The organism is Halobaculum limi, assembly GCF_029490015.1.
GTDB lineage: Archaea > Halobacteriota > Halobacteria > Halobacteriales > Haloferacaceae > Halobaculum > Halobaculum limi.
Map to the genome: position 1 here is coordinate 2,678,862 of NZ_CP120468.1, position 25,434 is coordinate 2,704,295.

23 protein-coding genes are annotated in these 25,434 nt (G+C 67.1%); 14 read left to right on the forward strand and 9 right to left on the reverse strand.

The genetic code is table 11. The annotated features are described in order from the left end of the window. Positions 1-39: 39 nt before the first annotated feature. Complete coding sequence (gene mutL, locus P0D77_RS13650; protein ID WP_277553651.1) at positions 40-2,313, forward strand: DNA mismatch repair endonuclease MutL; 2,274 nt, start codon at positions 40-42, stop codon at positions 2,311-2,313. Positions 2,314-2,396: 83 nt separating this feature from the next. After that, the gene (kdgK1, locus tag P0D77_RS13655; protein ID WP_277553652.1) at positions 2,397-3,350 is read left to right on the forward strand and encodes a bifunctional 2-dehydro-3-deoxygluconokinase/2-dehydro-3-deoxygalactonokinase; all 954 of its coding nucleotides are present in this window, start codon (positions 2,397-2,399) and stop codon (positions 3,348-3,350) included. A 33-nt stretch (positions 3,351-3,383) separates the two neighbouring features. Here kdgK1 and P0D77_RS13660 read toward each other — a convergent pair whose 3' ends face one another. Then, a complete protein-coding gene (locus P0D77_RS13660; protein ID WP_277553653.1) occupies positions 3,384-4,007 on the reverse strand; it encodes a J domain-containing protein in 624 nt (207 codons plus the stop codon). Between the two features lie 74 nt (positions 4,008-4,081). On the opposite strand from P0D77_RS13660, the gene P0D77_RS13665 reads away from it, so the two are divergent. Next, positions 4,082-4,330, forward strand: a complete 249-nt coding sequence (locus P0D77_RS13665) for a DUF8075 family protein (protein ID WP_277553654.1) — start codon at positions 4,082-4,084, stop codon at positions 4,328-4,330. Between the two features lie 107 nt (positions 4,331-4,437). Here the strand turns inward: P0D77_RS13665 and P0D77_RS13670 are convergent, their stop codons facing one another. Then, positions 4,438-4,701, reverse strand: coding sequence for an MTH865 family protein (locus tag P0D77_RS13670; RefSeq protein ID WP_277553655.1), 264 nt, complete (start codon positions 4,699-4,701; stop codon positions 4,438-4,440). Between the two features lie 116 nt (positions 4,702-4,817). Between P0D77_RS13670 and P0D77_RS13675 the strand changes: the two genes are divergently transcribed. Continuing rightward, the gene (locus tag P0D77_RS13675) at positions 4,818-5,870 is read left to right on the forward strand and encodes a M42 family metallopeptidase (RefSeq protein ID WP_277553656.1); all 1,053 of its coding nucleotides are present in this window, start codon (positions 4,818-4,820) and stop codon (positions 5,868-5,870) included. A gap of 271 nt (positions 5,871-6,141) precedes the next feature. Here P0D77_RS13675 and P0D77_RS13680 read toward each other — a convergent pair whose 3' ends face one another. Further along, positions 6,142-7,110, reverse strand: coding sequence for a hypothetical protein (locus tag P0D77_RS13680; protein ID WP_277553657.1), 969 nt, complete (start codon positions 7,108-7,110; stop codon positions 6,142-6,144). 222 nt (positions 7,111-7,332) lie between these two features. On the opposite strand from P0D77_RS13680, the gene P0D77_RS13685 reads away from it, so the two are divergent. The 4 genes from P0D77_RS13685 to pstB all read left to right on the forward strand — a co-directional run bounded on the left by P0D77_RS13685 (position 7,333) and on the right by pstB (position 12,299). Then, positions 7,333-8,526, forward strand: a complete 1,194-nt coding sequence (locus P0D77_RS13685; RefSeq protein WP_277553658.1) for a substrate-binding domain-containing protein — start codon at positions 7,333-7,335, stop codon at positions 8,524-8,526. A gap of 82 nt (positions 8,527-8,608) precedes the next feature. Then, positions 8,609-9,739, forward strand: coding sequence for a phosphate ABC transporter permease subunit PstC (gene pstC / locus P0D77_RS13690; RefSeq protein ID WP_277553659.1), 1,131 nt, complete (start codon positions 8,609-8,611; stop codon positions 9,737-9,739). After that, complete coding sequence (gene pstA / locus P0D77_RS13695) at positions 9,739-11,376, forward strand: phosphate ABC transporter permease PstA (RefSeq protein WP_277553660.1); 1,638 nt, start codon at positions 9,739-9,741, stop codon at positions 11,374-11,376. The genes pstC and pstA overlap by 1 nt, the downstream gene beginning before the upstream one ends. Next, positions 11,373-12,299, forward strand: coding sequence for a phosphate ABC transporter ATP-binding protein PstB (gene pstB, locus P0D77_RS13700; protein WP_277553661.1), 927 nt, complete (start codon positions 11,373-11,375; stop codon positions 12,297-12,299). The genes pstA and pstB overlap by 4 nt, the downstream gene beginning before the upstream one ends. Before the next feature lie 89 nt (positions 12,300-12,388). On the opposite strand, the gene P0D77_RS13705 is transcribed toward pstB, so the two are convergent. The 3 genes from P0D77_RS13705 to P0D77_RS13715 form a co-directional block, all read right to left on the reverse strand. Continuing rightward, complete coding sequence (locus P0D77_RS13705) at positions 12,389-13,147, reverse strand: Lrp/AsnC family transcriptional regulator (protein WP_277553662.1); 759 nt, start codon at positions 13,145-13,147, stop codon at positions 12,389-12,391. 282 nt (positions 13,148-13,429) lie between these two features. Next, positions 13,430-13,996 carry a plastocyanin/azurin family copper-binding protein gene (locus P0D77_RS13710; RefSeq protein WP_277553663.1) on the reverse strand — a complete coding sequence of 189 codons (567 nt, stop codon included), beginning with the start codon at positions 13,994-13,996 and terminating at the stop codon, positions 13,430-13,432. A 63-nt stretch (positions 13,997-14,059) separates the two neighbouring features. Beyond that, positions 14,060-15,121, reverse strand: a complete 1,062-nt coding sequence (locus P0D77_RS13715; protein ID WP_277553664.1) for a glycosyltransferase — start codon at positions 15,119-15,121, stop codon at positions 14,060-14,062. Positions 15,122-15,259: 138 nt separating this feature from the next. Between P0D77_RS13715 and P0D77_RS13720 the strand changes: the two genes are divergently transcribed. The 5 genes from P0D77_RS13720 to P0D77_RS13740 all read left to right on the forward strand — a co-directional run bounded on the left by P0D77_RS13720 (position 15,260) and on the right by P0D77_RS13740 (position 21,186). Beyond that, positions 15,260-17,080, forward strand: coding sequence for a S9 family peptidase (locus tag P0D77_RS13720; RefSeq protein ID WP_277553665.1), 1,821 nt, complete (start codon positions 15,260-15,262; stop codon positions 17,078-17,080). A 130-nt stretch (positions 17,081-17,210) separates the two neighbouring features. Then, positions 17,211-18,395 carry a GAF domain-containing protein gene (locus P0D77_RS13725; protein ID WP_277553666.1) on the forward strand — a complete coding sequence of 395 codons (1,185 nt, stop codon included), beginning with the start codon at positions 17,211-17,213 and terminating at the stop codon, positions 18,393-18,395. Between the two features lie 83 nt (positions 18,396-18,478). Continuing rightward, positions 18,479-18,904, forward strand: coding sequence for a cobalamin B12-binding domain-containing protein (locus tag P0D77_RS13730; RefSeq protein WP_277553667.1), 426 nt, complete (start codon positions 18,479-18,481; stop codon positions 18,902-18,904). Continuing rightward, a complete protein-coding gene (gene meaB, locus P0D77_RS13735; protein WP_277553668.1) occupies positions 18,904-19,971 on the forward strand; it encodes a methylmalonyl Co-A mutase-associated GTPase MeaB in 1,068 nt (355 codons plus the stop codon). The genes P0D77_RS13730 and meaB overlap by 1 nt, the downstream gene beginning before the upstream one ends. A gap of 237 nt (positions 19,972-20,208) precedes the next feature. Further along, entirely contained in the window at positions 20,209-21,186 is a 978-nt protein-coding gene (locus tag P0D77_RS13740) for a cupredoxin domain-containing protein (protein ID WP_277553669.1), read from the forward strand. A gap of 15 nt (positions 21,187-21,201) precedes the next feature. Here the strand turns inward: P0D77_RS13740 and P0D77_RS13745 are convergent, their stop codons facing one another. Then, on the reverse strand, positions 21,202-22,134 hold the full coding sequence (locus tag P0D77_RS13745; protein WP_277553670.1) for a branched-chain amino acid transaminase: 933 nt from the start codon (positions 22,132-22,134) through the stop codon (positions 21,202-21,204). Between the two features lie 190 nt (positions 22,135-22,324). On the opposite strand from P0D77_RS13745, the gene arcD reads away from it, so the two are divergent. Continuing rightward, on the forward strand, positions 22,325-23,764 hold the full coding sequence (gene arcD / locus P0D77_RS13750) for an arginine/ornithine antiporter ArcD (protein WP_277553671.1): 1,440 nt from the start codon (positions 22,325-22,327) through the stop codon (positions 23,762-23,764). Positions 23,765-23,812: 48 nt separating this feature from the next. Here arcD and ribB read toward each other — a convergent pair whose 3' ends face one another. Both ribB and P0D77_RS13760 read right to left on the reverse strand, forming a co-directional pair. Next, positions 23,813-24,487, reverse strand: coding sequence for a 3,4-dihydroxy-2-butanone-4-phosphate synthase (gene ribB, locus P0D77_RS13755; RefSeq protein WP_277553672.1), 675 nt, complete (start codon positions 24,485-24,487; stop codon positions 23,813-23,815). Beyond that, positions 24,484-25,236 (reverse strand): DUF120 domain-containing protein, encoded by a 753-nt coding sequence (locus P0D77_RS13760; RefSeq protein ID WP_277553673.1) that lies wholly within the window; start codon positions 25,234-25,236, stop codon positions 24,484-24,486. The genes ribB and P0D77_RS13760 overlap by 4 nt, the downstream gene beginning before the upstream one ends. Between the last annotated feature and the right edge of the window lie 198 nt (positions 25,237-25,434).

Consider the following 25,434-nt stretch of genomic DNA (forward strand, 5'->3'; position numbering starts at 1 on the left):
ACACGGGTTTGATACGGCCGCGCCGCCAGCGTTCGGTCGATGACCGGCGAGATACGTTCGCTCGACGACCGAACCGTCCGCGAGATCGCGGCGGGCGAGGTGGTCGAGCGCCCCGCCTCCGTGGTGAAAGAACTCGTCGAGAACGCGCTCGACGCCGGTGCGAGCAGAGTCGCCGTCGCCGTCGAGAACGGCGGCATCGACAGCATCCGCGTCCGCGACGACGGTGCGGGCATCCCGCCCGAGGAGTTGCCGATGGCGGTCGCGAAACACGCGACGAGCAAACTCGAAGATATGGCCGACCTCGACGCCGGCGTCGCCACGCTCGGCTTCCGCGGCGAGGCGCTCCACTCGGTCGGCGCAGTCGCAGAACTGACGGTTCGTTCGCGCACGCCCGACGCCGACACCGGCGCGGAACTGGTCGTCGACCACGGCGACGAGAGCGAAGTGACCCCTGCGGGCTGTCCGGTCGGCACGACCGTCGAGGTCCGCGACCTGTTCGGGCGCACGCCCGCCCGCCGGAAGTTCCTCAAGACGCCCGCGACGGAGTTCGACCGCGTGAACGGCGTCGTCTCGGCGTACGCCCTCGCCAACCCCGACGTGGCGGTGTCGCTGGAACACGACGGCCGTGAGGTGTTCGCCTCGCCCGGCGACGGGAACCGCCGTTCGGCGGTGCTGGCCGTCTACGGCCGCGAAGTCGCCGAGTCGATGGTCGACGTGGAGTACGAATCGGAGGACGGTGCGGTGTCCGTGTCCGGTCTCGTCTCGCACCCCGAGACGACCCGCGCAGGTAGGGAGTACCTCACGACGTACGTGAACGACCGCTGGGTGCGCGACGGTGACCTCCGTGGGGCCGTGGTCGACGCCTATGGCGGTCAACTGGCGACCGACCGCTACCCGTTCGCCGTCCTGTTCGTCGACGTGGCTCGGACCGCCGTCGACGTAAACGTCCACCCGCGAAAGACGGAGGTGCGCTTCGACGACGACGCCGACGTAATGGAGACGGTTCGGACGGCCGTTCGCTCGGCCCTCCTCGACCACGGCCTCGTGCGGTCGTCGGCCCCGCGTGGGCGCTCCGCCCCCGACGAGGTCGACGTCGACCCCGAAGTCGTCGGCGGGGCTGGGACGGATCACGAACGCGCCGCGAACGCACGACGCACGACTGAGGCGGGCGACGACAGTGACGAGCAGTCACAGAGCGCCGGCGCGGAGACGACCGCTTCTGTCCTCGACGCGTGGGGTGGCTCCGACGCCGCCACACCGGACGACCCCGACGACGCGCCGGACGACGGCGTGGTGCCACCGGAGGCGGAGACGACGAACACCAGAGACGACGCCGACCAGCGAGTAGACGCCGACTCGACGGCGGATGCGACAGCGGACACCACGACGACGGCAGATGCGGCGGCGAACGACGCCGGCGGCGCGTGGAGCGTCGACGTCGGCGGTGCGTCGAGTCGACCGACCGACCACCCCGAACGCGGGCGGACCGACGCGACCGCCGGGGGAAGCAGCCCCTCGCCTCGGTCGTGGCAGACCGACACGGCGGAGACGGACGACGACGCTGGCCGAGCAGACACATCGGGCGACGGCCCGGCGAACACCGACGCAACAGCGAGTGACCGAACGTGGGGCGCACCGTCGCAGTCGACGCTCGCGGGCGGCACCACAGACGAGCGAACCGCCCACGACCGCCTCCCCGCGATGCGCGTCCTCGGCCAGTATGACGACACCTACGTCGTCTGCGAGACGGACGCCGGACTGGTGCTGGTCGACCAACACGCCGCCGACGAGCGTGTGAACTACGAACGCCTCCAGCGAGCGGTCGGCGACGGCGCGCCGACACAGACACTCGCGACGCCGGTCGAGATTGCCCTGACTGCGCGCGAGTCGGAACTGTTCGAGACGTTTCGAGACGCCCTCGAAGAGGTCGGCTTCCGGGCGGAGCGGCCGGACGAGGACGGTGCAGGTCGGGTCGCGGTGACAGCGGTTCCGGCGGTGTTCGACGCGACGCTGGAACCCGACCTCCTGCGGGACGTTCTCGCGGCGTTCGCCGACGAGGTGACCACCGGCGACCGCCCCGTCGCGGAGGTGGCGGATGCACTCCTCGCAGACTTGGCGTGTTACCCGTCGGTGACCGGGAACACCTCACTCACGGAGGGGAGCGTCACGGAGTTGCTCGACACCCTCGACGACTGCGAGAACCCGTACGCCTGCCCGCACGGCCGACCCGTGCTGGTCGAGTTCGGTCGCGAGGAGATCGAAGACCGCTTCGAGCGTGATTACCCCGGCCACGGCGGGCGGCGAGCGGAGTAGCGCCGTCGCGAACCGCGCCGCCGGTTCCCCCGCCCGCCCCGCGTTCCAGACCCTTCTTGTGGACCGCCCGTGTGCGTGTGGGTATGACCGACCTCGTCACGTTCGGGGAGACGATGCTTCGTCTCTCCCCGCCCGAGGGGACCCGACTGCAGACCACCGATTCGTTCGACGTTCGCGTCGGCGGCGCAGAGAGCAACGTCGCTGTCGCGGGGTCGTCGCTGGGTCTCGACAGCGTCTGGCTGTCGAAACTCCCCGACTCACCACTCGGTCGGCGCGTCGTCAGCGGTCTGCGCGCCCACGGCGTCCACACCGGCATCGCCTGGGACGACGACGCCCGCCTCGGCACCTACTACTTGGAGGACGGCGGCGAGCCACGCGGGACGAACGTCATCTACGACCGCGCCGACTCCGCGGTGACGACGGTTCGCCCGGACGAACTCCCGGGTCGTATCCTCGACGGGGTGACCGCGTTCCACACGACCGGTATCACGCCCGCGCTGTCGAGTGACGCCGCCGAGACGACCGCGGCGCTGTTGAAGCGAGCCTCGGAGGCGGGCGCGACGACGAGTTTCGACGTGAACTACCGAAGCAAACTGTGGAGCCACGAGGAGGCCGCCGAGACGCTCCGAAGCCTGTTCGAACACGTCGACACGCTGTTCGTCGCCCGGCGGGACGCGGAATCGGTCCTCGGCCGCGAGGGCGAACCCGTCGAGGTCGCACACGGCCTCGCGACCGACCACGACCTGGAGACGGTCGTCGTCACGCGCGGCGACCACGGAGCGCTCGCACTCCACGACGGCGAGGTGTTCGAACAGCCAGTGTACGAGGCCGACACCCTCGACGCCATCGGCACGGGCGACGCCTTCGTGGGCGGGTTCCTCTCGAAGCGGTGTCTCGGCGGCACCATCGACGAGGCGCTGGAGTGGGGTGCGGCGACCGCGTCGCTCAAGCGGACCATCTCGGGCGATCTGGCGGTCGTCACTCGTGAGGAGGTACAGCGAGTCATCGACGAGGGCGAAGGCGGCATCTCGCGGTAGCGCGCCGGTTCGGCAGTTGCCCCCACTCCCCGATCAGGCCTTTCCGGTCTCTTGGACGTGGTCGCGGGCGGTCGCGTACGCCTCCCGAACTTCTGTGAACGCTTCCCGACTACCACCCTGGTCCGGGTGGACCTCTTTCACTTTCTCGCGGTAGGCGCGTTCGACCCGTTCTTCGCCAGCGTTGGCCGGCAGACCGAGCGTGTCGAACGCCGCAGTGACGGGCGATCCGACAGCGGGGTCGGGGCCGAGGTGCACGTCCGGCACGTCGAACGGGAGGCGACGGCCGAGTTGTGCGCCGGGCATCTCGTGTTCACAGAGGATGACGTGGATACCGTTGGCCTCGTCGTCGCGGATGGCGAAGAACGCGTGGACGTCGAAGGTGATGGCGACGCGTCGCTCGGGGAGGTAGAAGGCGACGGTCGTGCCGTCGAGGTCGGCGTCTTCGACGAACCGCTCGTCGATCCGCCGGAGGTAGTCGCGCATCTCGGCTTTTCGGCGGAGCGACCCCTGGTCGGGGCCGCCCGAGTGTGCGGGCGGGTCGGGGAACAGACGGTTGGCCGCGAGGAACACGCCCGCGACGACGACGGTGGCGAGCACACCCAGGAGGACTCCCCAGACCAACCACCCGGGTAGCGCGGCGATCCACTCACCGAACACACCCCCGATTGGCGACGGCGGTTATTGAACCCCTCGCCAGCGGAGTTACCTCTCCCGGTGGCGTTCACTCGGCCGTGCCGATCATTCGATTCGAGGAAGCCGACACGGCCAACCTCACCGCGGTCGGTGAAGGGATCACACGCCCCGCACGGGCGGCGGGACGGCTCAGAACGGGCACACCCGTCGGGAAGTACGCCGTCTACCACGGCGACGGCTGTGCAGTCTGTCAGACGGAGATCAGTGCTGGCGACAGTTTCTATATAGACTCGGAGACGGGCGATCTGTTGTGTGAGGCGCACGGGAGACAGCGACGTAGTGACTGATCCGTGCGCCGGGCGGTCGCCGCGCTACACGTCGATAGCGCCGCCGCTGTGTCGGACGAAGAAGGTGGAGAAACCGCGAGTGGCTTCGGTGGCGTCGACGCCCCGACTCAGAGCATCCCGTTGTCTTTCAGGCCCTGCATCACGTCGTCGACGAGGGAGTCGACGTCGTCGTACGGGAAGTCCTGACTGGAGCCGAGTTTGGCGGCGAGTTCCATCGCGGTGAAGGAGATGTCGCCCGCCTCGAACTTCGTCCCTGGCCCCTGCGGGAGTGCGGGGACGAGGTCCATCTGACTGGACACGGGGAAGTCGGCGCCCGAGAAGGCGTCCTCGAACTGTGCACGGAGTTCGGCTTCGACGTCGTCGTCTGTCACAGGCCAACTCGGGGCCGAGGGGCGCAAAAACGTTCCGGAACCACTAGAAACTCCGGGATAGTTCTCCGTCCACCGGAAACCCCGCGATTAAGCCACCCCTGCCCATAGCCGCAGGTATGCCGTTCGATTTCGACTTCGAGTTGCTGCGTGAACTGACAGAGACGAGTGGTGTTCCCGGCTACGAGGACCGCGTGCGCGACCGCGTCCGCACCGTCTTCGACGAGGCCGTCGACGAGGTCCGCACGGACTCGATGGGCAACGTCATCGGGACCATCGAGGGCAGCGGCGACTACGAGGTGGCGGTGGCGGCGCATATGGACGAGATCGGCTTCATGGTCAAACACGTCACCGACGACGGCTTCCTGAAGGTGGACGCCCTCGGCGGGTGGGACGCTCGCGTGCTTCGCGCACAGCGCGTGCGCGTACACACCCAACAGGGCGACCTGACGGGCGTCATCGGGTCGGTGCCCCCGCACACGCTCTCGAAGGAGGACCGCGAGAAGGAGGACGCCGTCGAGGACGTCGTCATCGACCTGGGGATGGACGGCGAAGACGTCGAGGAGGTCGTCTCCGTCGGCGACCTGGTCACGATGGAGCAAACGACCGTCGAGATGGGCGAGACGGTCACCGGGAAGGCGCTCGACGACCGCGTCTGCCTGTTCGCGATGCTGGAGTCCGCCCGCGAACTGACGGACCCCGAGGCGACGGTCCACTTCTGCGCGACGGTGCAGGAGGAGGTCGGCCTCCGCGGGGCGCAGGCACTGGGCGTCGACATCGACCCCGACCTGGCGGTCGCACTCGACGTGACCATCGCCTCCGACGTCGAGGGCGTCGCCGAGGACAAGCAGGTGACGCGCCTGGGTGAGGGTGCGGCCGTGAAACTGAAAGACAGCTCCGTCATCACGAACCCGAAGGTGACGCGTCGCCTGCGCGACGTGGCCGAGGCCGAGGAGATTCCCCACCAACTCGAAGTCCTGCCCGCGGGCGGCACGGACACGGCCGGCTTCCAGAACACCAACGGCGCGAAGCCAGTTGGTGCCATCTCGATTCCGACGCGGTACCTCCACACGGTCACCGAGACCGCACACGGCGAGGACATCCGCTCGACGATCGACCTGCTGACGGCGTTCCTCGACAGCGAGGACGGCACCCACGACTACACGCTGTAAGCCGAACATCGGGCCGAAACGTCAGCGGGTCCCCGACCGCCCCGAGTGGGACGGAGACGGTCGCGGCGGGGCGGCCCCGTCGTGTGCCTCTGACAACTGCTCCCCTGGGCTCCCCGCGTGACCGTTCCCGGAGTTGCTTGTCAATCTATTGGATCTGGAATAAAGTTACCAGTTCTCTTCGAGATACGTATCAACTGTCGTCAGCGTGGCTCGCTGCGTGTGGTTCTCGGTCGTCGTGACGGTCGCCGCGTCGCTGGTGGACGGCCCCGGTTCACTCGCTCCGTGCGGCTTCGAGCGCCCGCAGGACGCGCCCCCACGGCACCGGTGGTGACACCGAATCGAGGTCGTCGTCGAAGGCGTCGAGTCTGTCGTCAAATCGGTCGCGCCACTCGGGAGTGGCGACGGCATCGAGACGCTGCTCCGCGTCCGCCAACTCTGAATCGAGGTCGGCCAGGTCGTCCACGGCGCCGTCCAATCGGCCGGTGTGGTCGGACGGGACGTCGTCTGCTCGCTGTACGAGCGTTCGGAGGTCCGACACCTCCGCTTCGAGGTCACGCACTTGGAGGGAGAGTACGCGTCTCCGAAGCAGACAGTCGAACCACAGGTTGGCGTCGCCGTCTCCATCGACCACCGCGTCGACGTCGTCGCCGAGGCGGTCGACCGCTGACGAAAGGTCCGACACGTCGGCGGCGAGTTCCTCGTGGCGGGCGCTGGGCGACGACAGCCATCGTTCGAACTCTTCTACCTCCATCGCGAGTTCGTCTGCCGCACCCTGTTGCTCGTTCGCCCGGGCTTCGAGTTGCCCCAGGTCCCGCGCGAACGCGAACACGTCGTCGGGGACCGCGCCTTCAGAACGCTCGCCAGCGCGGGCAGCGAGCGTCTGTAGGTCCTCGTCCAACGCAGCGACTCGCGACTCGATCTCACCTAACCGCTCCTCGAACGCCGCGAGTCGAGCGTCGACCGTGTCGACGTCGGCCACGTCGCTGGCGGCCTCCCTCGCGTCCCCGATGTCGAGACCCGCGAACTCCGCGCGGGTCGCGGGCGTCGAGACGACCTTCGCCGCGTACGCCAGTGCGTCGTGAATCGAGTCGACGGTGAGTTCGTCGTCCTCGGCAACCGACGAGAGCGTAGCACGTGCGGTCTCCTCGTCCACGCCCTCGCGTCGGTCGGCGACGAGCGTTGCCGCCTCCGCGAGTGTCGTTCCGACGAGTGCTGCATCGGTGTCGGCGGCGTCGTCCATACCGTGCTGGTGAGATTTGACGCACCAATATAGCTTCGATCGGGCGAGAGCACCTTTCAGTCTGCCGATCTTGGCGTATCTATTTTATACCTATATAGTCAAATATAGCACTCGTGGCTGCTAGGGTCGCTACGTAACACAGTACTTCACAGGGTTAGCTACCCGACCGCGCAGTACCTATCATATAAATCGCTTTTAACTCCAGAGGCATCCACTCAGGTGATGACGCAGGATACTGCGGCCAGCACCGATCGGGTCTCGCGGAGAAAGTTCCTTGCGGCCTCCGGCGCCGTCGGCGCTGCGGGGATCGCCGGTTGTTCCGCTTCTTCGAACGACGGCGGCTCGGGCGGTTCGGACGGTGGCTCGGGCGGCAGCGACTCCGGGAGCGACTCGGGGAGCTCCGGAGACTCCGGGATGGACACCTCGATGCTGACGGCCGAGGGGTCCTCGACCGTGTATCCCATCGCCAACAAGGGCTCTTCCTACTGGAACTCCAACCCGGCTCCCTCCGACGGCGAGTACTGGGGTAGCAACGAGGAAGAAGGCAACACCGTTCCCGGCTGGAGCGAACTGGGCGAACCGGATATGCGCCTCGCCGACTACTTCGCCAGCCTCTACGGCTTCGAGCCGTCGGGCGAGCAGGCGACGCCACCGCTCGCGACATCCATCGGTCTGAGTCACTCGGGGACCGGGTGTGAGTCTGTCGTCGACGGCCTCGTCGACATCGGCAACTCCTCGGGCCCCATCACGGCCGAACTCGGCTGGAGCCAGGAGAAGGCCGACGAGGAAGTCGTCGACCACGTCCTCGGCCGTGACGGTCAGCCCGTCGTCGTCAGCGGCGACATCTACGACGCCGGCGTCACGCAGCTCACCGGCGAGCAGGTCCGCAAGATCTACCAAGACGAGATCACCAACTGGTCCGAAGTCGGCGGTCCGGACCAGGACATCTACGTCATCGGTCGTGCGGAAGGCTCGGGGACGGACACCGCGTTCCGCTTGAATATGCTGGGCTCGGCCGACGCGTCGATGTCGGGCGTCGACACCCGCTTCGGGCAGAACCAGCAGGTCGCGCAGGCCGTCCAGCAGAACGAGGGCGCAATCGCGTACATGGCGCTGGCGTTCACCGACGAAACGGTCCGCGCCATCGGGATCGAGTTCGACGGCACGCTGTACGAACCCGACCGCGACGCGGAGAACACCATCTTCGACTCCGCGTACCCGCTCAACCGTGACCTCCACCAGTACACGAAGATTACGGAGGACACGCCCTCGGGGACGGACATGCGCGAGGCCGCGTTCTTGAACATGTTCTTGACGGACTTCGGTCAGCAGGTGTTCGTCGAGGACAACAACTACATCCCGCTCCCGACGGCCGACATCGAAAGCGAGTTCGCGAAACTGCCGGACCAGGTCTAAGACCTGTCACGCGACCGTTTCGTCTCGTCTCATCACCACGCCGTTTATTTCCATACGTCCGAATCACCGCAATACACGCACGATGGCACAAGTAACCAACAGAGTAGAGTCGAGCGTCGAGAGGGGCATCAGAACCCTCCGTCGCGTCAGGGACTCCCTCGAGGACGAGGAACCCGAGGCCGTCGCCGTCGCCGGCGTGGTCGTCGCCTCGCTGTTGTTCTCGCTCGTCGGATTCCTGCTCGTCTCGTCGCTGACGATACTCCCGTTCGCGGCCTTCGTCGTCTCCGCTGGCTACGGGTGGGTTCGACACCAGGAACTCACCGCAAAAGTGCTCGCGCTGGCGACGACCGTGTCGACGATCCTGATACTGTTGTTGATCACCGTCTTCATCTTCGTCGAGGCGGTCCCCGTCGTCCGCTACGAGAGCGTGACGGTGTTCGGGGTGTCGGTCCCGGGAATCCGGATGTTCATCCAGCCGAACTGGGACGCCGTCTCCCCGCCGATCCGCTTCTCGATGGTGCCGATGATCCACGGCACGGTGCTGGTCACGATTATCGCGACGGTCGTCGCCGCACCGTTGGGCATCGCGGCTGCGCTGTTCCTCTCGGAGATCGCACCCGCGCCCGTCCGTGAGGCGGTCAAGCCGGGCGTCGAGATTCTCGCCGGCATCCCGTCGATCGTCTACGGGTTCATCGGGTTCACCATCCTCAGCCCGTGGGCCTCCGACCAGTTCGACATCCTCGGGCAGGGGACGTACCTGTTCGTCGGCATCGTCGTCGGTCTGATGGCGCTGCCGACGGTCGTCTCCGTCGCCGAGGACGCACTCTCCTCGGTCCCGGAGTCGATGAAGAGTGGGTCGCTCGCGATGGGCACCACCGACTGGCAGACGATGACTTCAATCACCCTTCCGGCAGCGTTCTCCGGCGTCTCGGCGGCGGTCCTGTTGGGCGTCGGTCGTGCCATCGGCGAGACGATGGCCGCGACGGTGATGCTCCGTGGCGTGCCGAAACTGACCGAACCGCTGTACAACGCCTTCTACGGACAGGAGACGCTCACGTCGCTCATCGCCCGCAACTACGGCGAGGCCGACGGCCTCCAGTTGAGTGCCCTGTTCGCCGCGGGCGTCATCCTCTTCATCACCGTCATGTTCCTCTCCATCGGATCGCAGTACGTCGAAGCACGCATGCGAAGCAAACTCGGGGGTGAGCAGTGATGTCGACGGAGACTGACACCCGGAACCCACTCGTCCGCGACGGCGCGGAGGGAACCGGCATCGTCGCCGCCGGTGCAGTCGCCCTCGCGGCGGTCCTGTTCACCGTCTCGCTCGCGTCGCTGTTCGAACAGATCAGCCTGACCGACACCGTCGCCGGCGTCCCGTTCTCGACGATGCTCGGCGCGGCGCTGGTCGTCCTCGGCGGGGCAGTCATCGTCTTCGGCGTCGGCTCTCGATTCGACTACGTCGAGACCGAACCGCAGGCGAGCGCCGGGATGGTCGCCGGCGTCGCGTTCGGAGCCGTCTGGTTCATCGCCGGCGGCCTCATCGCCTCTCAGACCATCGGACTCGGGACGGTCGGGTGGCTGGCGGCCGCAGTCGTCCTCGGCGGCGGCGTGTTCGCGCTGACGGTCGCCACGCGCGAAGACATCGGATCGACGCTGCCTGCGGGCGCGTTGACCGCGTTCGTCGGCCTGGTGTTCGTCACCGGGGTCATCGGCCCGTCGTGGGTGTGGGACCTCGGCTGGGAGCAGAAGGCGTCGTTCACTGCCGGCTTCACCATCCCGGTGTTGACGCTGTTCGCCGCACTGCTGTCCGGGTGGGCCGCCGCGAAGGCGTACGGCGGCTTCGGCGCACGCGGCCGCCACACGGGCGCGTACACCCTCGTGTATCTGAACGCCATCTCTATCGTCGCTGTCCTCTTCATCCTCCTCGCGTTCACCGTCTACAAGGGCACGGGCGGCGTGCTCAACGGCTTCGCCGTCGGGCCGGGTGTCGGCCCGACGTCGACGGTCGTCCTGTTCGGCATCGCCTTTTCGTTCGACTGGCCCATCTACCTCCCGTTCGTGATGAACGGCGTCGGCCTGACGAACGACTTCAACGGCGTCCTCCCCGCCATCGTCGGGACCATCTGGCTCGTCGTCGGCGCGATGCTGTTCGCGGTGCCGCTTGGCATCGGTGCAGCCGTCTTCCTCACCGAGTACGCCGAGCGCGGCCGCTTCACGCAGGCGGTCGAGGTGGCGACGAACGGCTTGTGGTCGACGCCGAGTATCGTCTTCGGCCTGTTCGGCTTCGCGTTCCTCATCCCCCGCTTCGGCAACGGGAAGTCGCTGCTTGCGGGGATGCTCACACTCAGCTTCATGCTGCTTCCGCTGGTGGTCATCACCAGCCGCGAGGCGATGCTGTCGGTCCCCGACGAGTATCGGGACGCCAGCGCCGCCCTCGGCGTCACGAAGTGGCAGACCATCCGCAGCGTCGTCCTCCCGGCGGCGCTGCCGGGTGTCGTCACCGGGGTCATCCTCGGCGTCGGCCGCATCGCCGGCGAGACGGCACCGATCCTGCTGACGATGGCCGGTGGCGTGTTCGTCCCCGGCAGTCAGACGCCCGACGTCATCGGCGGCTTCGCGTTCACGTCGTCGCCGCCGTTCGTCGAGAACCCGGTACTGCTCGACGCCGCATCGGCGCTGCCGTACCAACTGTACGCCCTCATCACCGCGGGCGTGGGCGCGTCCGGTAACGTCGCCGACCCTGACGGGTTCAAGTGGGCGACCGCGCTCGTACTGCTCATCGTCGTGCTGTCGTTCTACGCGATCGGCATCGCGGCGAGGTACTACTTCCGGAGGGAACTTAACCAATGAGCGAGACCACTCAGCGAACGACCGACATGGAATCCGAGAACCGCACGCAGACAGGGACCGAACCAGAGACGACAGCCGGCGAGACCGAAGAGCAGGTCCAAGACGAGTGGCGCGAGTACGAGTTCTCGGGCCAGCCGAAGTTAGCCGTCGACGACCTCGACGTCTACTACGGCGACGACCACGCGCTCAAGGGCGTCTCGATGGACATCCCCGAGAAGAGCGTCACCGCGCTCATCGGTCCCTCGGGCTGTGGGAAGTCAACGTTCCTCCGGTGTCTCAACCGGATGAACGACCGCGTCAGCAGCGCCCGCATCGACGGCTCGGTGCAACTCGACGGCGAAGAGATCTACCAGGACGGCGTCAACCTCGTCGAACTCCGCAAGCGCGTCGGGATGGTGTTCCAGTCGCCGAACCCGTTCCCGAAGTCGATCCGCGAGAATATCTCTTACGGCCCGCGCAAGCACGGTGACATCGAGACGGGCCTGCTCGCACGACTGCTCGGGCGCTCGAACGAGGACGAACGCGACGAACTCGTCGAACGGTGTCTGCGCGACGCGGCGCTGTGGGACGAGGTGTCCGACCGCCTCGACGACAACGCGCTGGGCCTCTCCGGCGGGCAACAGCAGCGCCTGTGTATCGCGCGCTGTCTGTCGGTCGACCCCGAGGTCATCCTGATGGACGAACCGGCGTCGGCGCTGGACCCCATCGCGACCGCGAAGATCGAAGACCTGATCGACGACCTCTCGGAGCACTACACGGTCGTCATCGTCACGCACAACATGCAGCAGGCGGCCCGCATCTCCGACCAGACCGCGGTGTTCCTCACCGGCGGTGAACTCGTCGAGTACGACGACACCGACAAGATCTTCGAGAACCCGCAGTCACAGCGGGTCGAAGAGTACATCAGCGGGAAGTTCGGATAACGCCGCCCACCGCGGCGACCCTTCGGAACTCCGATCCGTGTCGCGGACCCCCGACCCTGTCGGGCGCTGATTCCGTCGCTACTGCGGACTCACTCGGTCGAAGGCGTCTGCGCGTCGAACGACGCGACGAGTTCTTCTGGAAACGACTCCGGCGAGAAGATAGAGACCACGTCACCGACTTCGATCCGCGTCGCTCCGCTGGGCGTGATCAGGTCGTCGCCGCGTTCGACGCTGACGACGAGGACGTCGTCGGGGATCAGTCCGTCGCGGTTGGCCGCTTCGAGCGTCGTCCCCGCGATCCCGGCGTTCTCGGAGACGGTGAACTCGACCACCTCCGCGCCGCCGACGATACTCTGAAAGTCCCGAACCGCCGAGGGCGGACTGTCCGGGTTCGGGCCGAACGGGTCGTACGGGTGGAACGACTCGGTCCTGACGATGTCCTCGCGTTTGATCGTCGCGCCCAACTCCGACAGGTCGTGAGCGACGCGGTCGATGTCGTCGGTGTCCTCGCCGACGGCGGTGACGAGGAGGTTGTCCTGCCCGGCCAACAGTTCTCGGACGTTCACGACGCCGTGGGTGGCGCGGGCGTCGGCCGCGATGGCGCTCCGTTCGCTCACCGGGACGGTACACGTGAACTGCGTCGTCACCTTCCCGCTGGTCGCCTCGTAGTCGATGTGCGCGTGGTAGCCGCGGATGATGCCGTTCTCCTCGAGTTGTCTGATCCGATTACGGATCGTGGCGGGGGTGACGTCGACCTCCTCTGCCATCATCGGCGCAGACGTGTTGCGGGCGTCCGCTGCGAGGTGATAGAGGATCGTCCGGTCGATTTCGTCGATCCGGTAGGTCATAGCAATCAGTACCGGTGGCGCGGCCAAATGGGTTCTGTTGGCGCAACTATCAACTGGTGGCTATTCGTGTGGAGACACTCAAGATCGCACGCTCGAACCGATTCGAGCCGATGAGCGCCTTCGGTGTCGACTCGACTGCAGAGACCGACACCGTAGCCAGATAGTCGCTACTCGGTGGGGCCCACACGCTCTGGCCTGAACACTGAACAGATTAACGCGACCGACTGCGCTAGGAAACTCGGGCCTCAGCGACTGTAAGACAGCGAGACTGGGAGGTCCCGATTACTCCTCGGGCGGTTCGTAGTCGCCGCCGTACTTCGTGAAGAAGAACGCCAGCCCGAGCGTCGTCACCATCGCGATGAACGAGGCGACGCCGAGACTCTTCGCGGAGTCGGGCACTTCGGGCGGGCCCGAGGGCTGTGGCGTCGGCGTCGGCAGCGTCTCGACGACTTCGATGCTGGCGACCATCCCGACCGACTCGTGGGGCGCACAGTAGTACTCGTAGACGCCGGTGGTCTCGAAGGTGAACTCGTGGCTGAACCCCTCGTCTTCGATGGGTTCGTGGCCGCCCCAGCCGCCGCCGTCGGGTTGGCTGTCGACGACGATATTGTGCCCGCCGGAGACCCAGTCGAACGTGACGGTCGTGCCGGGCGTCACGTACAGCGGTTCGTCCGTACCGGGCGTGTACTTGAGTCCCTGGTCACCGGCACCGACCTCGACGGTTCCAGACCCGTCGGCGGTCGCCTGTGCAGCGGCGTTACCTGCGCCCGCGGCGACTGCGCCCGCGGCGGTGGCCGCGCCCGCCGCCCCCCGGAGGAAGTTCCGGCGGCTGAGCGTGTCGTCTTCCATACTCGCGGCTTGGCGTGTCCCGAACCTATATCCGTCGATTCGGACGACCGCCCCTGCCGTCGATCACAGCCATCCGGAGTCGTCGACGACCGCCTCGTAACACGCCATCCACTCCTCGAGGACGGGGCCGTGGTCGAAGTCGGCGTACGACTCGTCGACATCCCACTCCGGGAGGTCAGCGCAAGCGACGATCTCGTCGGCCAACTCCTGTGGACTCGTCACCAGTCGGCCCCGCTCGTACCCCTCGACCAGTTCGTGGGCCGCCGACCCCGCCTGATACTCGACGATGCCGACACAGCCACACGCCAGCGCCCACAGCAGGTGGGTCGCGAACGGTTCGTACGTCGCCGTCTGCGCGAACGCGTGTGCGCCCTTCAATACGCCAGCCAACTCCGACTCGGGGAGGTCGCCGAGGAACGTCACGCGGTCGTCGATGCGCAGGTCGGCAGCCATCCGCTCGGCGTCGTCGCGGGCGGGGCCGTCGCCGACGACGGCGGCGTGCCAGTCGCGGTCGCGCAGTTCCGCGAGGGCGAGGAGGAACTCCCCGACGTTCGCGTCGCCGTCCAACGCACGCGCCCACACCACGTCGAAGCGGTCGTCAGGGTCCGCAGATCGAACCGTATCCATATCGATGCTCTCGGGGATGACGGCGGTGTTGGAGCCACTGGCCCCGTGTTCGCGAACCGCCGTCCGCACCGTCTCAGAGGGTGCGAGCACGCGGTCGGCGCGGGTCGCGGCCTTCCGGTACTGTCGACTCGACCCGCGCTCTGGGTCGCGCTCCCACCAGTCGACGACGACCGGGACGCGAAGCAGTTTCGCGGTCGTCATCGCCGTCGTGGCGTGGCCCGGCGGCACGGAGACGGCGTGGACGACGTCTGGTGCGACCCGGCGGAGGACGAACGGGAGTTTCGAGCGGAACGGGCCAGGCGCGGGCCCTTCCGTGACGGCGTGGTACTCGATGCCCTCGTGTTCGAACTGATCGATAGCGCCCTCCCACCACTTCGCACACAGCCAGTGGACGTCGTGGCCGGCGTCGGCGAGGCCGGCGGCAACGCGGCGCGTCCGGCGAGTCGCGGACGTGTCTCGGAGGCGGACGGTATCCATCGAGACGACCGCGATACGCATTTGCGAGGTGCTACCCCGCCGGGAACAAAAAGGGAGGCGATAGTCGGTCGCGGACCCCCACGCTGTCGTGGGCACACCGCCCTCGCGAACGCGTCACCGACCCGAACGTTTTCGACGGCCGGCGGCGACTACAGCGATATGAGCGATCCCAGCTACGACATCGAGCGGTACCTGAACGTCCGCTCGGCACACTCCGCGGCGTTCGCGGAGGACGGAACCCTCGCGTTCCTGATGGACACGACCGGCACGCCGCAGGTGTGGAGCCTCGACGACCCCGGCGCGTGGCCCGAACAACACACCTTCTTCGAGGAGCGCATCACGTTCGTCGACTGGTCGCCCGAACGCCGCGAACTCGCCTTCGGGATGGACGAGGGCGGCGACGAACGGATGCAGTTGTTCCGACTCAACCCCGACACGGGCGAGATCACCGAGTGGACCTCGATGCCCGACGCGAAACACCGCTGGGGCGGGTGGTCTAACGACGGCGAGCGGTTCGCGTTCGCCTCCAACCGCCGCGACGAGTCCGTGTTCGACGTGTACGTGCAGGGTCGTGAGGAGACCGAAGACGACGCGGAGTTGGTGTACGAGGGCGACGGCTGGCTCTCGGTCGCCGGGTGGTCACCCGACGACACGCGTCTGCTCGTCCACGAGGCGCACGCCAGTTTCGAACACGACCTACACGTCCTCGACATCGAGACGGGTGAGTTGACGCACCTGACGCCACACACCAGCGAGGCTCGCTTCCAGAGTCCCGAGTGGGCACCAGACGGCGAGAGCGTGTACGTCTGCACGGACCACGCCTCCGACACGCTCCGACTCGAACGGATCGCACTCGGCGGCGACGGCGAAGCCGTCGGCGACCTCACCGTCGTCGAAGACGGCGACGGCTGGAACGTCGACGGCGTCGCCATCGACGAGGACACCAACCGCGTCGTCTACTCGCGCAACGTCGAGGGATACACCGAACTGACCGTCGGCGAGTTCACCGCTCCCGAGCGTATCGACGTGTTCGCGACGCCGGACCTCCCGAAGTCCGTCGCTGGCGGGGTCTCTTTTGGCCCCGACGCGGACCGCATCGCCGTCACGGTGACGGGGTCGACGGTGAACACGAACACGTACGTCGTCGACGTGAAGACCGGCGAGGCCGAGCGGTGGACGTACGCCGCCACCGCGGGCATCCCGTCGGAGACGTTCGTCGAACCCGAACTCGTCCACTACCCCACCTTCGACGGCCGAGAGATACCCGCCTTCTTCTCGACGCCCGACGACGCCCCCGAGGGTGACACGCCCGTCATCGTCGACATCCACGGCGGCCCCGAGAGTCAGCGCCGCCCCTCGTTCAACGCGGTGAAGCAGTACTTCCTCAACAACGGCTACGCCGTCTTCGAACCGAACGTCCGCGGGTCGTCGGGGTACGGCAAGGCGTACTCCCACCTCGACGACGTGGAACAGCGGATGGACTCGGTGGCCGACATCGAGGCGGCGGTGGAGTGGCTTCACGACCACCCCGTCGTCGACCCCGAGCGAATCGTCGCGATGGGCGGCAGTTACGGCGGCTTCATGGTGTTGTCGGCGCTGACCGAGTACCCGGACCTGTGGGCCGCCGGTATCGACATCGTCGGCATCGCGAGTTTCGTCACGTTCCTCGAGAACACCGGCGACTGGCGGCGCGAACTCCGCGAGGCCGAGTACGGCAGCCTCGAAGAAGACCGCGAGTTCTTAGAGTCCGTCTCACCGATCAACTCGATCGGCGAGATACAGGCACCGCTGTTCGTCCTCCACGGCGCGAACGACCCACGTGTTCCGGTGGGCGAGGCCGAACAGATCGTCGAGGAGGCGAGCGAACACGTTCCGACGCGGAAACTGATCTTCGAGGACGAGGGGCACGGCTTCTCGAAGTTGAGCAATCGTATCGAGGCGTACCGTGCGATCGTCGAATTCCTGAACGAACACGTCTGATTCCCCCGCCAATCGGACGCGTACGGCAGATTTTCACCGTCGAATGAATCGGTCGATTTTCGTCGTGTTGCGGGTTGTGGGTAGCGAATGTCTTATACCGAGTGCTTCCAATATACACGCAACTGAGATTATGTCCGCACCCGACGACGCCCGTGTGCTAGTCGCGGTCTCAGCGCGGGCGCCAGCGGACCTCGGGAGCGAGGTCGCGGCAGACCTCACGGCTCACCTCGGCGTCACCGTGATGCACAAGCGAGGCGGCGTCGCCACGGAGTTTCTGCGTGAACTCGGGCCGACCATCGACTGTGTCGTGTGCGTCTCCGACAACGCCGACTGCGTCTCGAATCTCCAAGCGGTCGCCGACAGCGTTCCCCTCGTCGTGTACGGTGACGAGGTTCCGCCAGTTCCCGTCGACGAAATCGTCGCGACTGACGGCGGAACGGGGATGCTCGCACGCCGCGTCGCAGACCGGATCGGCAAGATGCGCAAGCGTGACGAACTCGCCGAGGCGAACGCCAAACTCTCTGCCCTCAACGAGTACACGCGAGAACTCACCGCCTGCGAGACCGTCGACGAGGTGAGCGACACGGTCGTCTCGGCCGTCCACGACGCCCTCGGGCACGGTCGGGTCGTACTCGCGCTTCGCGACGGCGACGCGTTCTACCCGTACGGCCACACGCTGCCGAGCGAACCAGAAGTGAAACTCGACGTCGACGAAGGGATCGTCGGACGGACCTACCAGACCGGCGAGACACAGATCGTCGACGACTACGGCGACGACCCAGATCACACCCGCGAGGTCGAGGGGGTTCACTCCGTCGTGAGCGTCCCCATCGGCGACCGTGGCGTTCTCCAAGTGACGACCGACGCCGAGGCCGCCTTCGACCAACGCGACGCCGAGTTCATCGAGATCGTCGCCGCACACACCGCTGAGGCACTCTCTCGCATCCAACGAGAGATCGATCTCCGGGTCGAACGCGACCGCCTCCACGCCTTTTTCCACGGGATGCGTGCGGCGGCGGTGTACGTCGAGTCGACGGACGACAGAGAACCAATCGTCCGCGAGATCAACCCCGCCTACGAGGACCTGTTCGGGGGCGAATCGGTCGGCAAATCGGTGTCGGAGGCGTTCCCCACGGACGCCGAGCGAACGCTGTTCACCGACTGCATCACCGGTGACGAGGTTGAGGAGCGACAGGTCACCCGCGAGACCCTCGACGGCGACCGGAAGTTGACCGTCTCGGTCGTCCCCATCTCCACACCTGGCCCCGACCGCGCCGCATTCGGCCTGTACGCCGCCGAAGTCGAGTTCTACTGACCTCCTCGGAGTCGTTCCGCGTCGCCGCGACCCCTTCATGGACGTCCGTTAAAGTCAACACCGGCGGCCACTAACTCGCAGCTATGAGTACACAGGAACGCGGGGAGGGCCGCCAGATCCGCTGTCTCATCGCGAAAGTGGGACTCGACGGTCACGACCGCGGCGCACACGTCATCTCGCGGGCGTTCCGCGACGCCGGCTTCGAAGTCATCTACTCGGGACTCCACCGCGCACCCGACGAGATCGTGCAGGCGGCCGTCCAAGAGGACGTCGACGTCCTCGGCATCTCTATCCTCTCGGGGGCGCACAACACGCTCGTCCCGAAGATCGTCGCCGGACTCGAGGAGTACGACGCCTTCGAGGACACCCTGATCCTCGTCGGCGGCATCATCCCTGACGACGACCGCGAGGAACTCCTCGATATGGGCGTCGCCGCCGTCTTCGGGCCGGGAACGCCGATGGAGGAGACAATCGAGTTCGTCCGCGAGAACGTCCACGATCGGGAGTGATGTCGGACACGAACGCGGCGTCCGCCACGCGCGATCTCGTCTCAGATCTGTTGGACGGGAAACATCGCGCGCTCGCCAGAGTCATCACGAAGATCGAGAACCGCTCGCCCGGCTATCGCGACATCGTCTCCGAGTTGCACGGCCACACCGGTCACGCCGACGTGATCGGGATCACCGGCAGTCCTGGCGCGGGGAAGTCGACGCTCGTGGACAAACTCGCGAAGACGTACCGCGACCGCGGCGACACGGTGGGCGTCATCGCGGTCGACCCCTCCTCGCCGTACACTGGTGGTGCGGTGCTGGGTGACCGCATCCGGATGGCGTCGAACGTCGGCGACATGGACGTGTTCTTCCGGTCGATGTCCGCCCGCGGGACACTCGGCGGTCTCTCGACGGCGACGGCTGACGCGGTGAAGGCGCTTGACGCCTTCGGGAAGGACAAGGTGATCATCGAGACGGTCGGGGCCGGACAAAACGAGGTTGATATCGTCAAGACCGCCGACACCGTCTGCGTCCTCGTCCAACCGGGGTCCGGCGACGACGTGCAGATGTTGAAGGCGGGCATCCTCGAGATCGGCGACGTGTTCGTCGTCAACAAAGCGGATATGGACGGGGCCGACCGCACGGTCGCGGAACTGGAGGAGATGATCCACATGCGGGAGAACCCCGCCGCCGGTCTGAACACCGCCCACCACGGCCCCGTCGACGACGAGGAGATGCGCCAGGTTGCCATCGACGACCCCGACGAGGAGGCGTGGGACCCCGAAGTGGTCGAGACGGTCGCCACCGACGGGCAAGGGGTCGAGGAACTGATCGAGACGCTCGCGGCCCACGCCGAGTGGCTAGTCGACACCGGCCGGATCGAAGAGAAGGCGCGGAGTCGCTACGCCGAGGAGATCCGCCAGTTGGTGCGGGCGGACACCGCGCGACTGCTGGAGGGCGTCATCGAGGACGCGGGCGGCATCGACGCCCTTGCGGACCGCGTCCTCGCGAAGGAGACGGACCCGTACTCAGTGACCGACGAGTTGGTCGCGCCGGTGCGGGAGTGTCTCGAGGACGGCGACTGACTCGGCGGCGGCGCGCGCGGTCCCGCGAGAGCGCACCACTGCCCTGCGAACGCGCGGGGCCGACACTCGCGCCGACAACCGAGTAATGCGGAATTACTCTGGCTCGTCTCAAGGTCTGCGTCCACGACGACGCCAACGACACGAGTCACGCAGGACTCCCGTTCTCGCGAACACGTGCGGCTTACGCGATCGTACGCGGTTTGTATCTAACTCGGGGTGTGGCGAACCGAGGGGCGCATGGCGAACCAGACAGGCGGCAGCGATGGCGACGGCGACAGCGACGACGAACAGTTCCGGTTCCTCTACCCATCCCGGCGGACACTCCTGAAGGTCGGTGGTGCCACCGCGGGTGCGGCGGCGATCGGTGGTGCGGGACTGGTCGCGGGACAGGAAGACGACGACGACGAAGGAGACGACGATGGCGACGCGGGCGACGACGGCGGATCGACGGGAAGCGACGCCCTCCTCGACGACCTCGTCGATCCGACGTGGGGGTACCCGCTGGCGGTCGACGAGGCAGAAGGGGTCAGCGTCGAACACACCGTCGACGTGACGGTGATCCCCGGCGAGGGTGAACACGAGGGGTTCCCCGCGGAACCGGACGAGTCGGCCCCGGGGTCGTTCATAGAGATCGGCGCGGAGTTCGTGTTCGACCCGGTCGGCCTCGCGGTCGAGCCCGGCGATCTCGTGGAGTTCCAGTGCTTGGAGGGGCTCCACACCGTCTCGGCGTTCACCGAACTGGCCGAACCCGGGTTAGAGTTGCCGCGGCGGGTGCCCGAGGGCGTCCCGCCGTTCACGTCGCCGCCGCTCACGCCGGGGCAGTCGTGGGTGTACCAGTTCACGGAACCGGGCGTGTACGACTACTTCTGTTTCCCGCACCTGGGACTCGGGATGGTCGCTCGCATCGTCGTGTACGATCCCGAGGAGGACGACCTCTCGTCGGACGAGTTCGCCGTCGCGCCGCCGGAGGGCCTGTTCCCCAACGACGTCGACGTCCTCACCAGCGAGGAGTTGGAGCCACAGGCCATCGTCGATGCGGGCGAAGTCGCGTGGGCGGACCTGTCGCTCGAGTCGCCGTCGGCGGGGGAGCCCACGGACGACGACGGGACGGAGACGTCGGATGGTGAGGAAACCGAGACACCAGAGGGCGAAGAGACCGAGACACCAGAGGGAGAAGAGACTGAAGAACCGGTCGAGACAGAGAGCGGCCCCTGAGTCTGCGCGGGCCGTTCAGACGTAGGTGAACCACTCCTCGTGGTCGTCGGTGCGACGCTCCACGAGGTCGAAGAACGCGGTCTGGAGTTCCTCGGTGACCGGGCCGCGCGAGCCGTTTCCGATCTCGACGTTGTCGACCTGCCGGATCGGCGTGACTTCCGCCGCAGAACCGGTGAAGAACAGTTCGTCGGCGGTGTTCAACTCGCCGCGCGAGATGCTCACGTTGTCGTGGACGGTGTAGCCGCGTTCACGCGCCAGTTCGATCACCGTGTTGCGGGTGATGCCGTCGAGGATGGACTCCGAGAGGCCGGGCGTGAACAGTTCGCCGTCGCGCACGAGGAAGATGTTCTCGCCGGGACCCTCCGCGACGTTGCCCTCCTTGTTGAGGACGATAGCCTCCTTGTAGCCGTTGCGGCGAGCCTCCTCGCCCGCGAGCAGGGAGTTGACGTACAGGCCCGTCGTCTTGGCGTTGGTCGGAATCTGCGAGGAGGAGTGCTTGCGCCACGAGGACACCATCGCCTTGATGCCGTTCTCTAAGGCGTCCTCGCCGAGGTACGCACCCCACGGCCACGCCGCGATGGCGACGTCGGTGGGACAGTCGCCCGGCGAGACGCCGAGGCTGTGGTAGCCGTAGTACGCGATGGGACGAACGTACGCCGATTCGAGGTCGTTGCGCCGGACGACCTCCATCGTCGCCTCCGTGAGTTCCTCGCGCGAGTACGGAATCTCCATATCGTACGGCTTCGTCGACTCGTAGAAGCGGTCGAGGTGCTCCTCCCAGCGGAACAGCGCCGTTCCGTTCTCCGTGTCGTACGCGCGGACGCCCTCGAAGACGCCCGTGCCGTAGTGCAGTCCGTGCGTGAGGACGTGCGTCGTCGCGTCCTCCCAGTCGACGTACTCGCCGTTGTGCCAGATGGTGTCGACGTCCATCTCTGCGAAGCCAGCCATACGCGGTCGCAGGATTTGCCGGACAATAAAGACACCAGAAACACCGGGGGCCGGCAACGACTGGACCCAGTACCCCTCAACCGTCGTTGTGGGCCGTCCACCGCCGATCTGACAGGCTCGCGATCAACATTGACGACCGTGAATAATAAAGTCGTGCTGCTTAATTACCTCAGGAAATTACGACCGTCGAATGCCGACCGAAGCGCCACGCACGTACGACGACTTCGACGCGGAGACGCGACCGAGCCTCTGGGAAGCGCTCGTCCCGATGGCCGTGGTCGTGTTGTCGCTCGGCGTCGGGTCGGGGCTGTTGGGGCTGTCCCCGCACGCCCCGCTGTTGTGGAGTATCGCGTTCGTCGGACTGTTCGCCCGGTATCGACTGGGCTACGACTGGGACGCCGTCTACGACGCCGCCGAGAGTGGCCTCCGGATCGGGTTGCAGGCCATCCTCATCCTGTTCGTCATCTACGGCCTCATCGCGACGTGGACGGCCGCGGGCACCATCCCCGGCTTGATGTACTACGGCCTCGGCCTGTTGTCGCCAGCGGTGTTCCTTCCGGTGACGGCCGTGCTCGCGGCGACCGTCGCGTTCGCCATCGGGTCGTCGTGGACGACCGTCGGGACGCTCGGCGTCGCCTTTATCGGCATCGGCGGCGGCCTCGGCGTGCCTGCGCCGATGACCGCGGGCGCCATCGTCTCCGGTGCGTACGCGGGCGACAAGCAGAGTCCGCTGTCGGACACGACGAACCTCGCGGCCGCGGTGACGAACACGGACCTGTACGACCACATCCGCGCGATGCGGGTGGGGACCGCCATCGCACTCGGCCTCGCTATCGCCGGCTACGCGGTGCTCGGCGCGTTCGCGGTCAGCGGCCCCGGCGGCGACACGTCGGCCATCACCGAACCGCTCGCGTCGACGTTCGCACTCACGCCGCTGGTGTTTCTCCCGCTGGTCGTGACGTTCGGCCTCTCTATTCGCGGCTACCCCGCGCTCCCGTCGCTGGTGGCTGGCGTGTTCGCCGGCGCGGGAACGGCCGTCCTCGTCCAGGGGCGGTCGTTCACGGCCGCGTGGGACGCCTTCCTCAACGGGACGGCCCCTGAGACGGGAAGCGAACTGGTGAACGGCCTGCTCGCGACCGGCGGTGTCGCCGGGTCGGGGTGGACCATCGCCGTCGTCGTCGCCGCCCTCGCACTCGGCGGTCTACTCGAAGGCACGGGTATCCTCGCGGCGGTGGCAGACAGACTGGCCGAGGTCGTGTGGTCGCGGAAGTCGCTCGTCGCCGGGACGGGACTGGCGGCGCTGGGAACCAGCGCGTTCACCGCACAGCAGTACATGAGCATCGTCGTCCCCGGCGTGAGCCTTCGGGGCCTGTACGACGAGTACGACCTCGATTCGAGCGACCTCTCGCGGGCCGTCGAGGCGGCGGGCACGCCCGCGAGTCCGCTGTTCCCGTGGAACGCGGGCGCCGTGTTCATGGCAGGCGTCCTCGGATTTGGCACCTCCTGGGACTTCGTCCTCTACTACTTCTTCGGGCCGCTGTCCATCCTCGTGCTGTTCGCGATGACGCTCACAGGGCGGGCAGCGTCACCGAGCGAGACGGCCCCGAGTCACGCGCCTGCAGACGACTGAGAGGGCCGAGCGTTCGCTGGCGACTCGACACAACGCCACAGCGACTCCTTATCGAAGTGCCTCGACCAGTTCCTCGCCCTCGACGTACGTGAAGCCGTTGCGCGTGGCGTACTCGCGGGCGGCCTCGGGCGACAACGCTCGTCCGGTCTCGTCGTCGAGCATCTCACACACGACGACCGCCGGTGGCTGGCCCGTCTCGGCGGCCATCGCGAGGCCGAGTTCGGTGTGGCCCAGTCGGTCCGAGAGGCCGTCGGGTGCGCCGCGCAGGACATGGACGTGGCCCGGCGAACGGAACTCCGCGGCAAACTCCTCTGGACCGTACTCGACGCCCGCCTCGATAGCGGAGGCCATCGACGCCAGTTCCGTGATGGTGCGCGCACGGTCGTCGTCGGTGATGCCGGTGAACGTGTCGCGGTGGTTCACCGGCAGCGAGAACGACGAGCGGTCGTCGTACGCCAGGTCGTGACTCCCGGCCGCGGGATGGTCGATCTGATCTTGGAGGAACGGCAACTCGACGGCCTCGGCCACCTCGTCGGAGACGGCGACACAGACGAGGCCGCCGGCGTCGTTGCGCATCCGCGCGACGGCCGCGGGGTCGACCGCATCCGCGGGGTACACGAGGTCGGTCTCGCCCTCGCGGTCGTCGAAGTCGTGGACCAACACCGGGTCGCCCGCGCGGAACGCAGCGAGGGCGGCGTCGAGCCGACCGGCCTGCCGACTCACGCCGACCCCTCCGGTTCGACGACTGCCGCCTCACTCGGACCGTCCGTACGGTCGGCGTCGGTGACGTAGACGGCCACCTCGTCGCCGTCGGCCAGCGAGAGTGCCTCCCGAAGTTGCTCCGGTGCGATCAGTTCGAGTTGGTCCTCGTCGTGGTGGGTTCGCTCGGGGACGATGACGTGGGCCGGACCGAACGACTCGTCGCCCGACCGTACCTCTGCGGCGTAACACGTCGCCGGGCCGAACGTTCGTTCCTCGTCTTCCCAGCCGTCGATGGGGACGCCCTCCACGGCGTCGAGGCCCGCACGGGCACGGACTGCGGCCTTCGTCAGCGAGACGTTGAGCGTTCCCGGGAACGGTTCGTAGCCGAGGCGGTCGACGAACTGCTCGTGGTAGCCCGACAGTTGGATGTAGTGTTTCCCCTCGCCCATCCCCGACGTGACCGACCCACGGAGCGTGAGACCCTCCTCGCCCTCGAACAGGCGGCGGTAGTCGGCGTACTCCGCGCGGAGACGGCGCTCACCGGCGTCGGTCACGGTCACCCACTGCCCGTCACCGACCACGTCGCGGTCGAGCAGTCCCGCGGATTCGAGTCGCTGGAGCCGTCTGGAGGCCGTCTGACTGGAGGCGTCCAGTCGCTCGCCGAGCGTCGAACAGGAGACTTTCACGGGTTCGCCCAGCCCCCCGCGCAGTGCGACCGTCTTCAGCGCCGCCACCTCGTCGTGGCCGACGGTCGTCGTGGTAGAACTCATTGTCACCTGTCGGTCCTCCGGACCCAAAAGCATACCGGATGTGGGATACGTAACGAAAGTGAGACAGCGTGTCACGCTGTCGGAATCCGTATCGGTACTGTGAGGGCGACGCACCAAAAGGCGTCGGTGTCGGCGAGTTCGGTGTGGCGACAGCGTTCACCGCGTGGTCGCCGACCCGTTCGGAAACCCATTTATCGG

Coding starts and splice junctions, on each gene's coding strand:
- mutL (WP_277553651.1), top strand. CDS start 40: ATGACCGGCGAGATACGTTCGCTCGACGACCGAACCGTCCGCGAGATC.
- kdgK1 (WP_277553652.1), top strand. CDS start 2,397: ATGACCGACCTCGTCACGTTCGGGGAGACGATGCTTCGTCTCTCCCCG.
- P0D77_RS13675 (WP_277553656.1), top strand. CDS start 4,818: ATGCCGTTCGATTTCGACTTCGAGTTGCTGCGTGAACTGACAGAGACG.
- P0D77_RS13680 (WP_277553657.1), bottom strand. CDS start 7,110: ATGGACGACGCCGCCGACACCGATGCAGCACTCGTCGGAACGACACTC.
- P0D77_RS13685 (WP_277553658.1), top strand. CDS start 7,333: ATGACGCAGGATACTGCGGCCAGCACCGATCGGGTCTCGCGGAGAAAG.
- pstC (WP_277553659.1), top strand. CDS start 8,609: ATGGCACAAGTAACCAACAGAGTAGAGTCGAGCGTCGAGAGGGGCATC.
- pstA (WP_277553660.1), top strand. CDS start 9,739: ATGTCGACGGAGACTGACACCCGGAACCCACTCGTCCGCGACGGCGCG.
- pstB (WP_277553661.1), top strand. CDS start 11,373: ATGAGCGAGACCACTCAGCGAACGACCGACATGGAATCCGAGAACCGC.
- P0D77_RS13705 (WP_277553662.1), bottom strand. CDS start 13,147: ATGACCTACCGGATCGACGAAATCGACCGGACGATCCTCTATCACCTC.
- P0D77_RS13710 (WP_277553663.1), bottom strand. CDS start 13,996: ATGGAAGACGACACGCTCAGCCGCCGGAACTTCCTCCGGGGGGCGGCG.
- P0D77_RS13715 (WP_277553664.1), bottom strand. CDS start 15,121: ATGCGTATCGCGGTCGTCTCGATGGATACCGTCCGCCTCCGAGACACG.
- P0D77_RS13720 (WP_277553665.1), top strand. CDS start 15,260: ATGAGCGATCCCAGCTACGACATCGAGCGGTACCTGAACGTCCGCTCG.
- P0D77_RS13725 (WP_277553666.1), top strand. CDS start 17,211: ATGTCCGCACCCGACGACGCCCGTGTGCTAGTCGCGGTCTCAGCGCGG.
- P0D77_RS13730 (WP_277553667.1), top strand. CDS start 18,479: ATGAGTACACAGGAACGCGGGGAGGGCCGCCAGATCCGCTGTCTCATC.
- meaB (WP_277553668.1), top strand. CDS start 18,904: ATGTCGGACACGAACGCGGCGTCCGCCACGCGCGATCTCGTCTCAGAT.
- P0D77_RS13740 (WP_277553669.1), top strand. CDS start 20,209: ATGGCGAACCAGACAGGCGGCAGCGATGGCGACGGCGACAGCGACGAC.
- P0D77_RS13745 (WP_277553670.1), bottom strand. CDS start 22,134: ATGGCTGGCTTCGCAGAGATGGACGTCGACACCATCTGGCACAACGGC.
- arcD (WP_277553671.1), top strand. CDS start 22,325: ATGCCGACCGAAGCGCCACGCACGTACGACGACTTCGACGCGGAGACG.
- P0D77_RS13760 (WP_277553673.1), bottom strand. CDS start 25,236: ATGAGTTCTACCACGACGACCGTCGGCCACGACGAGGTGGCGGCGCTG.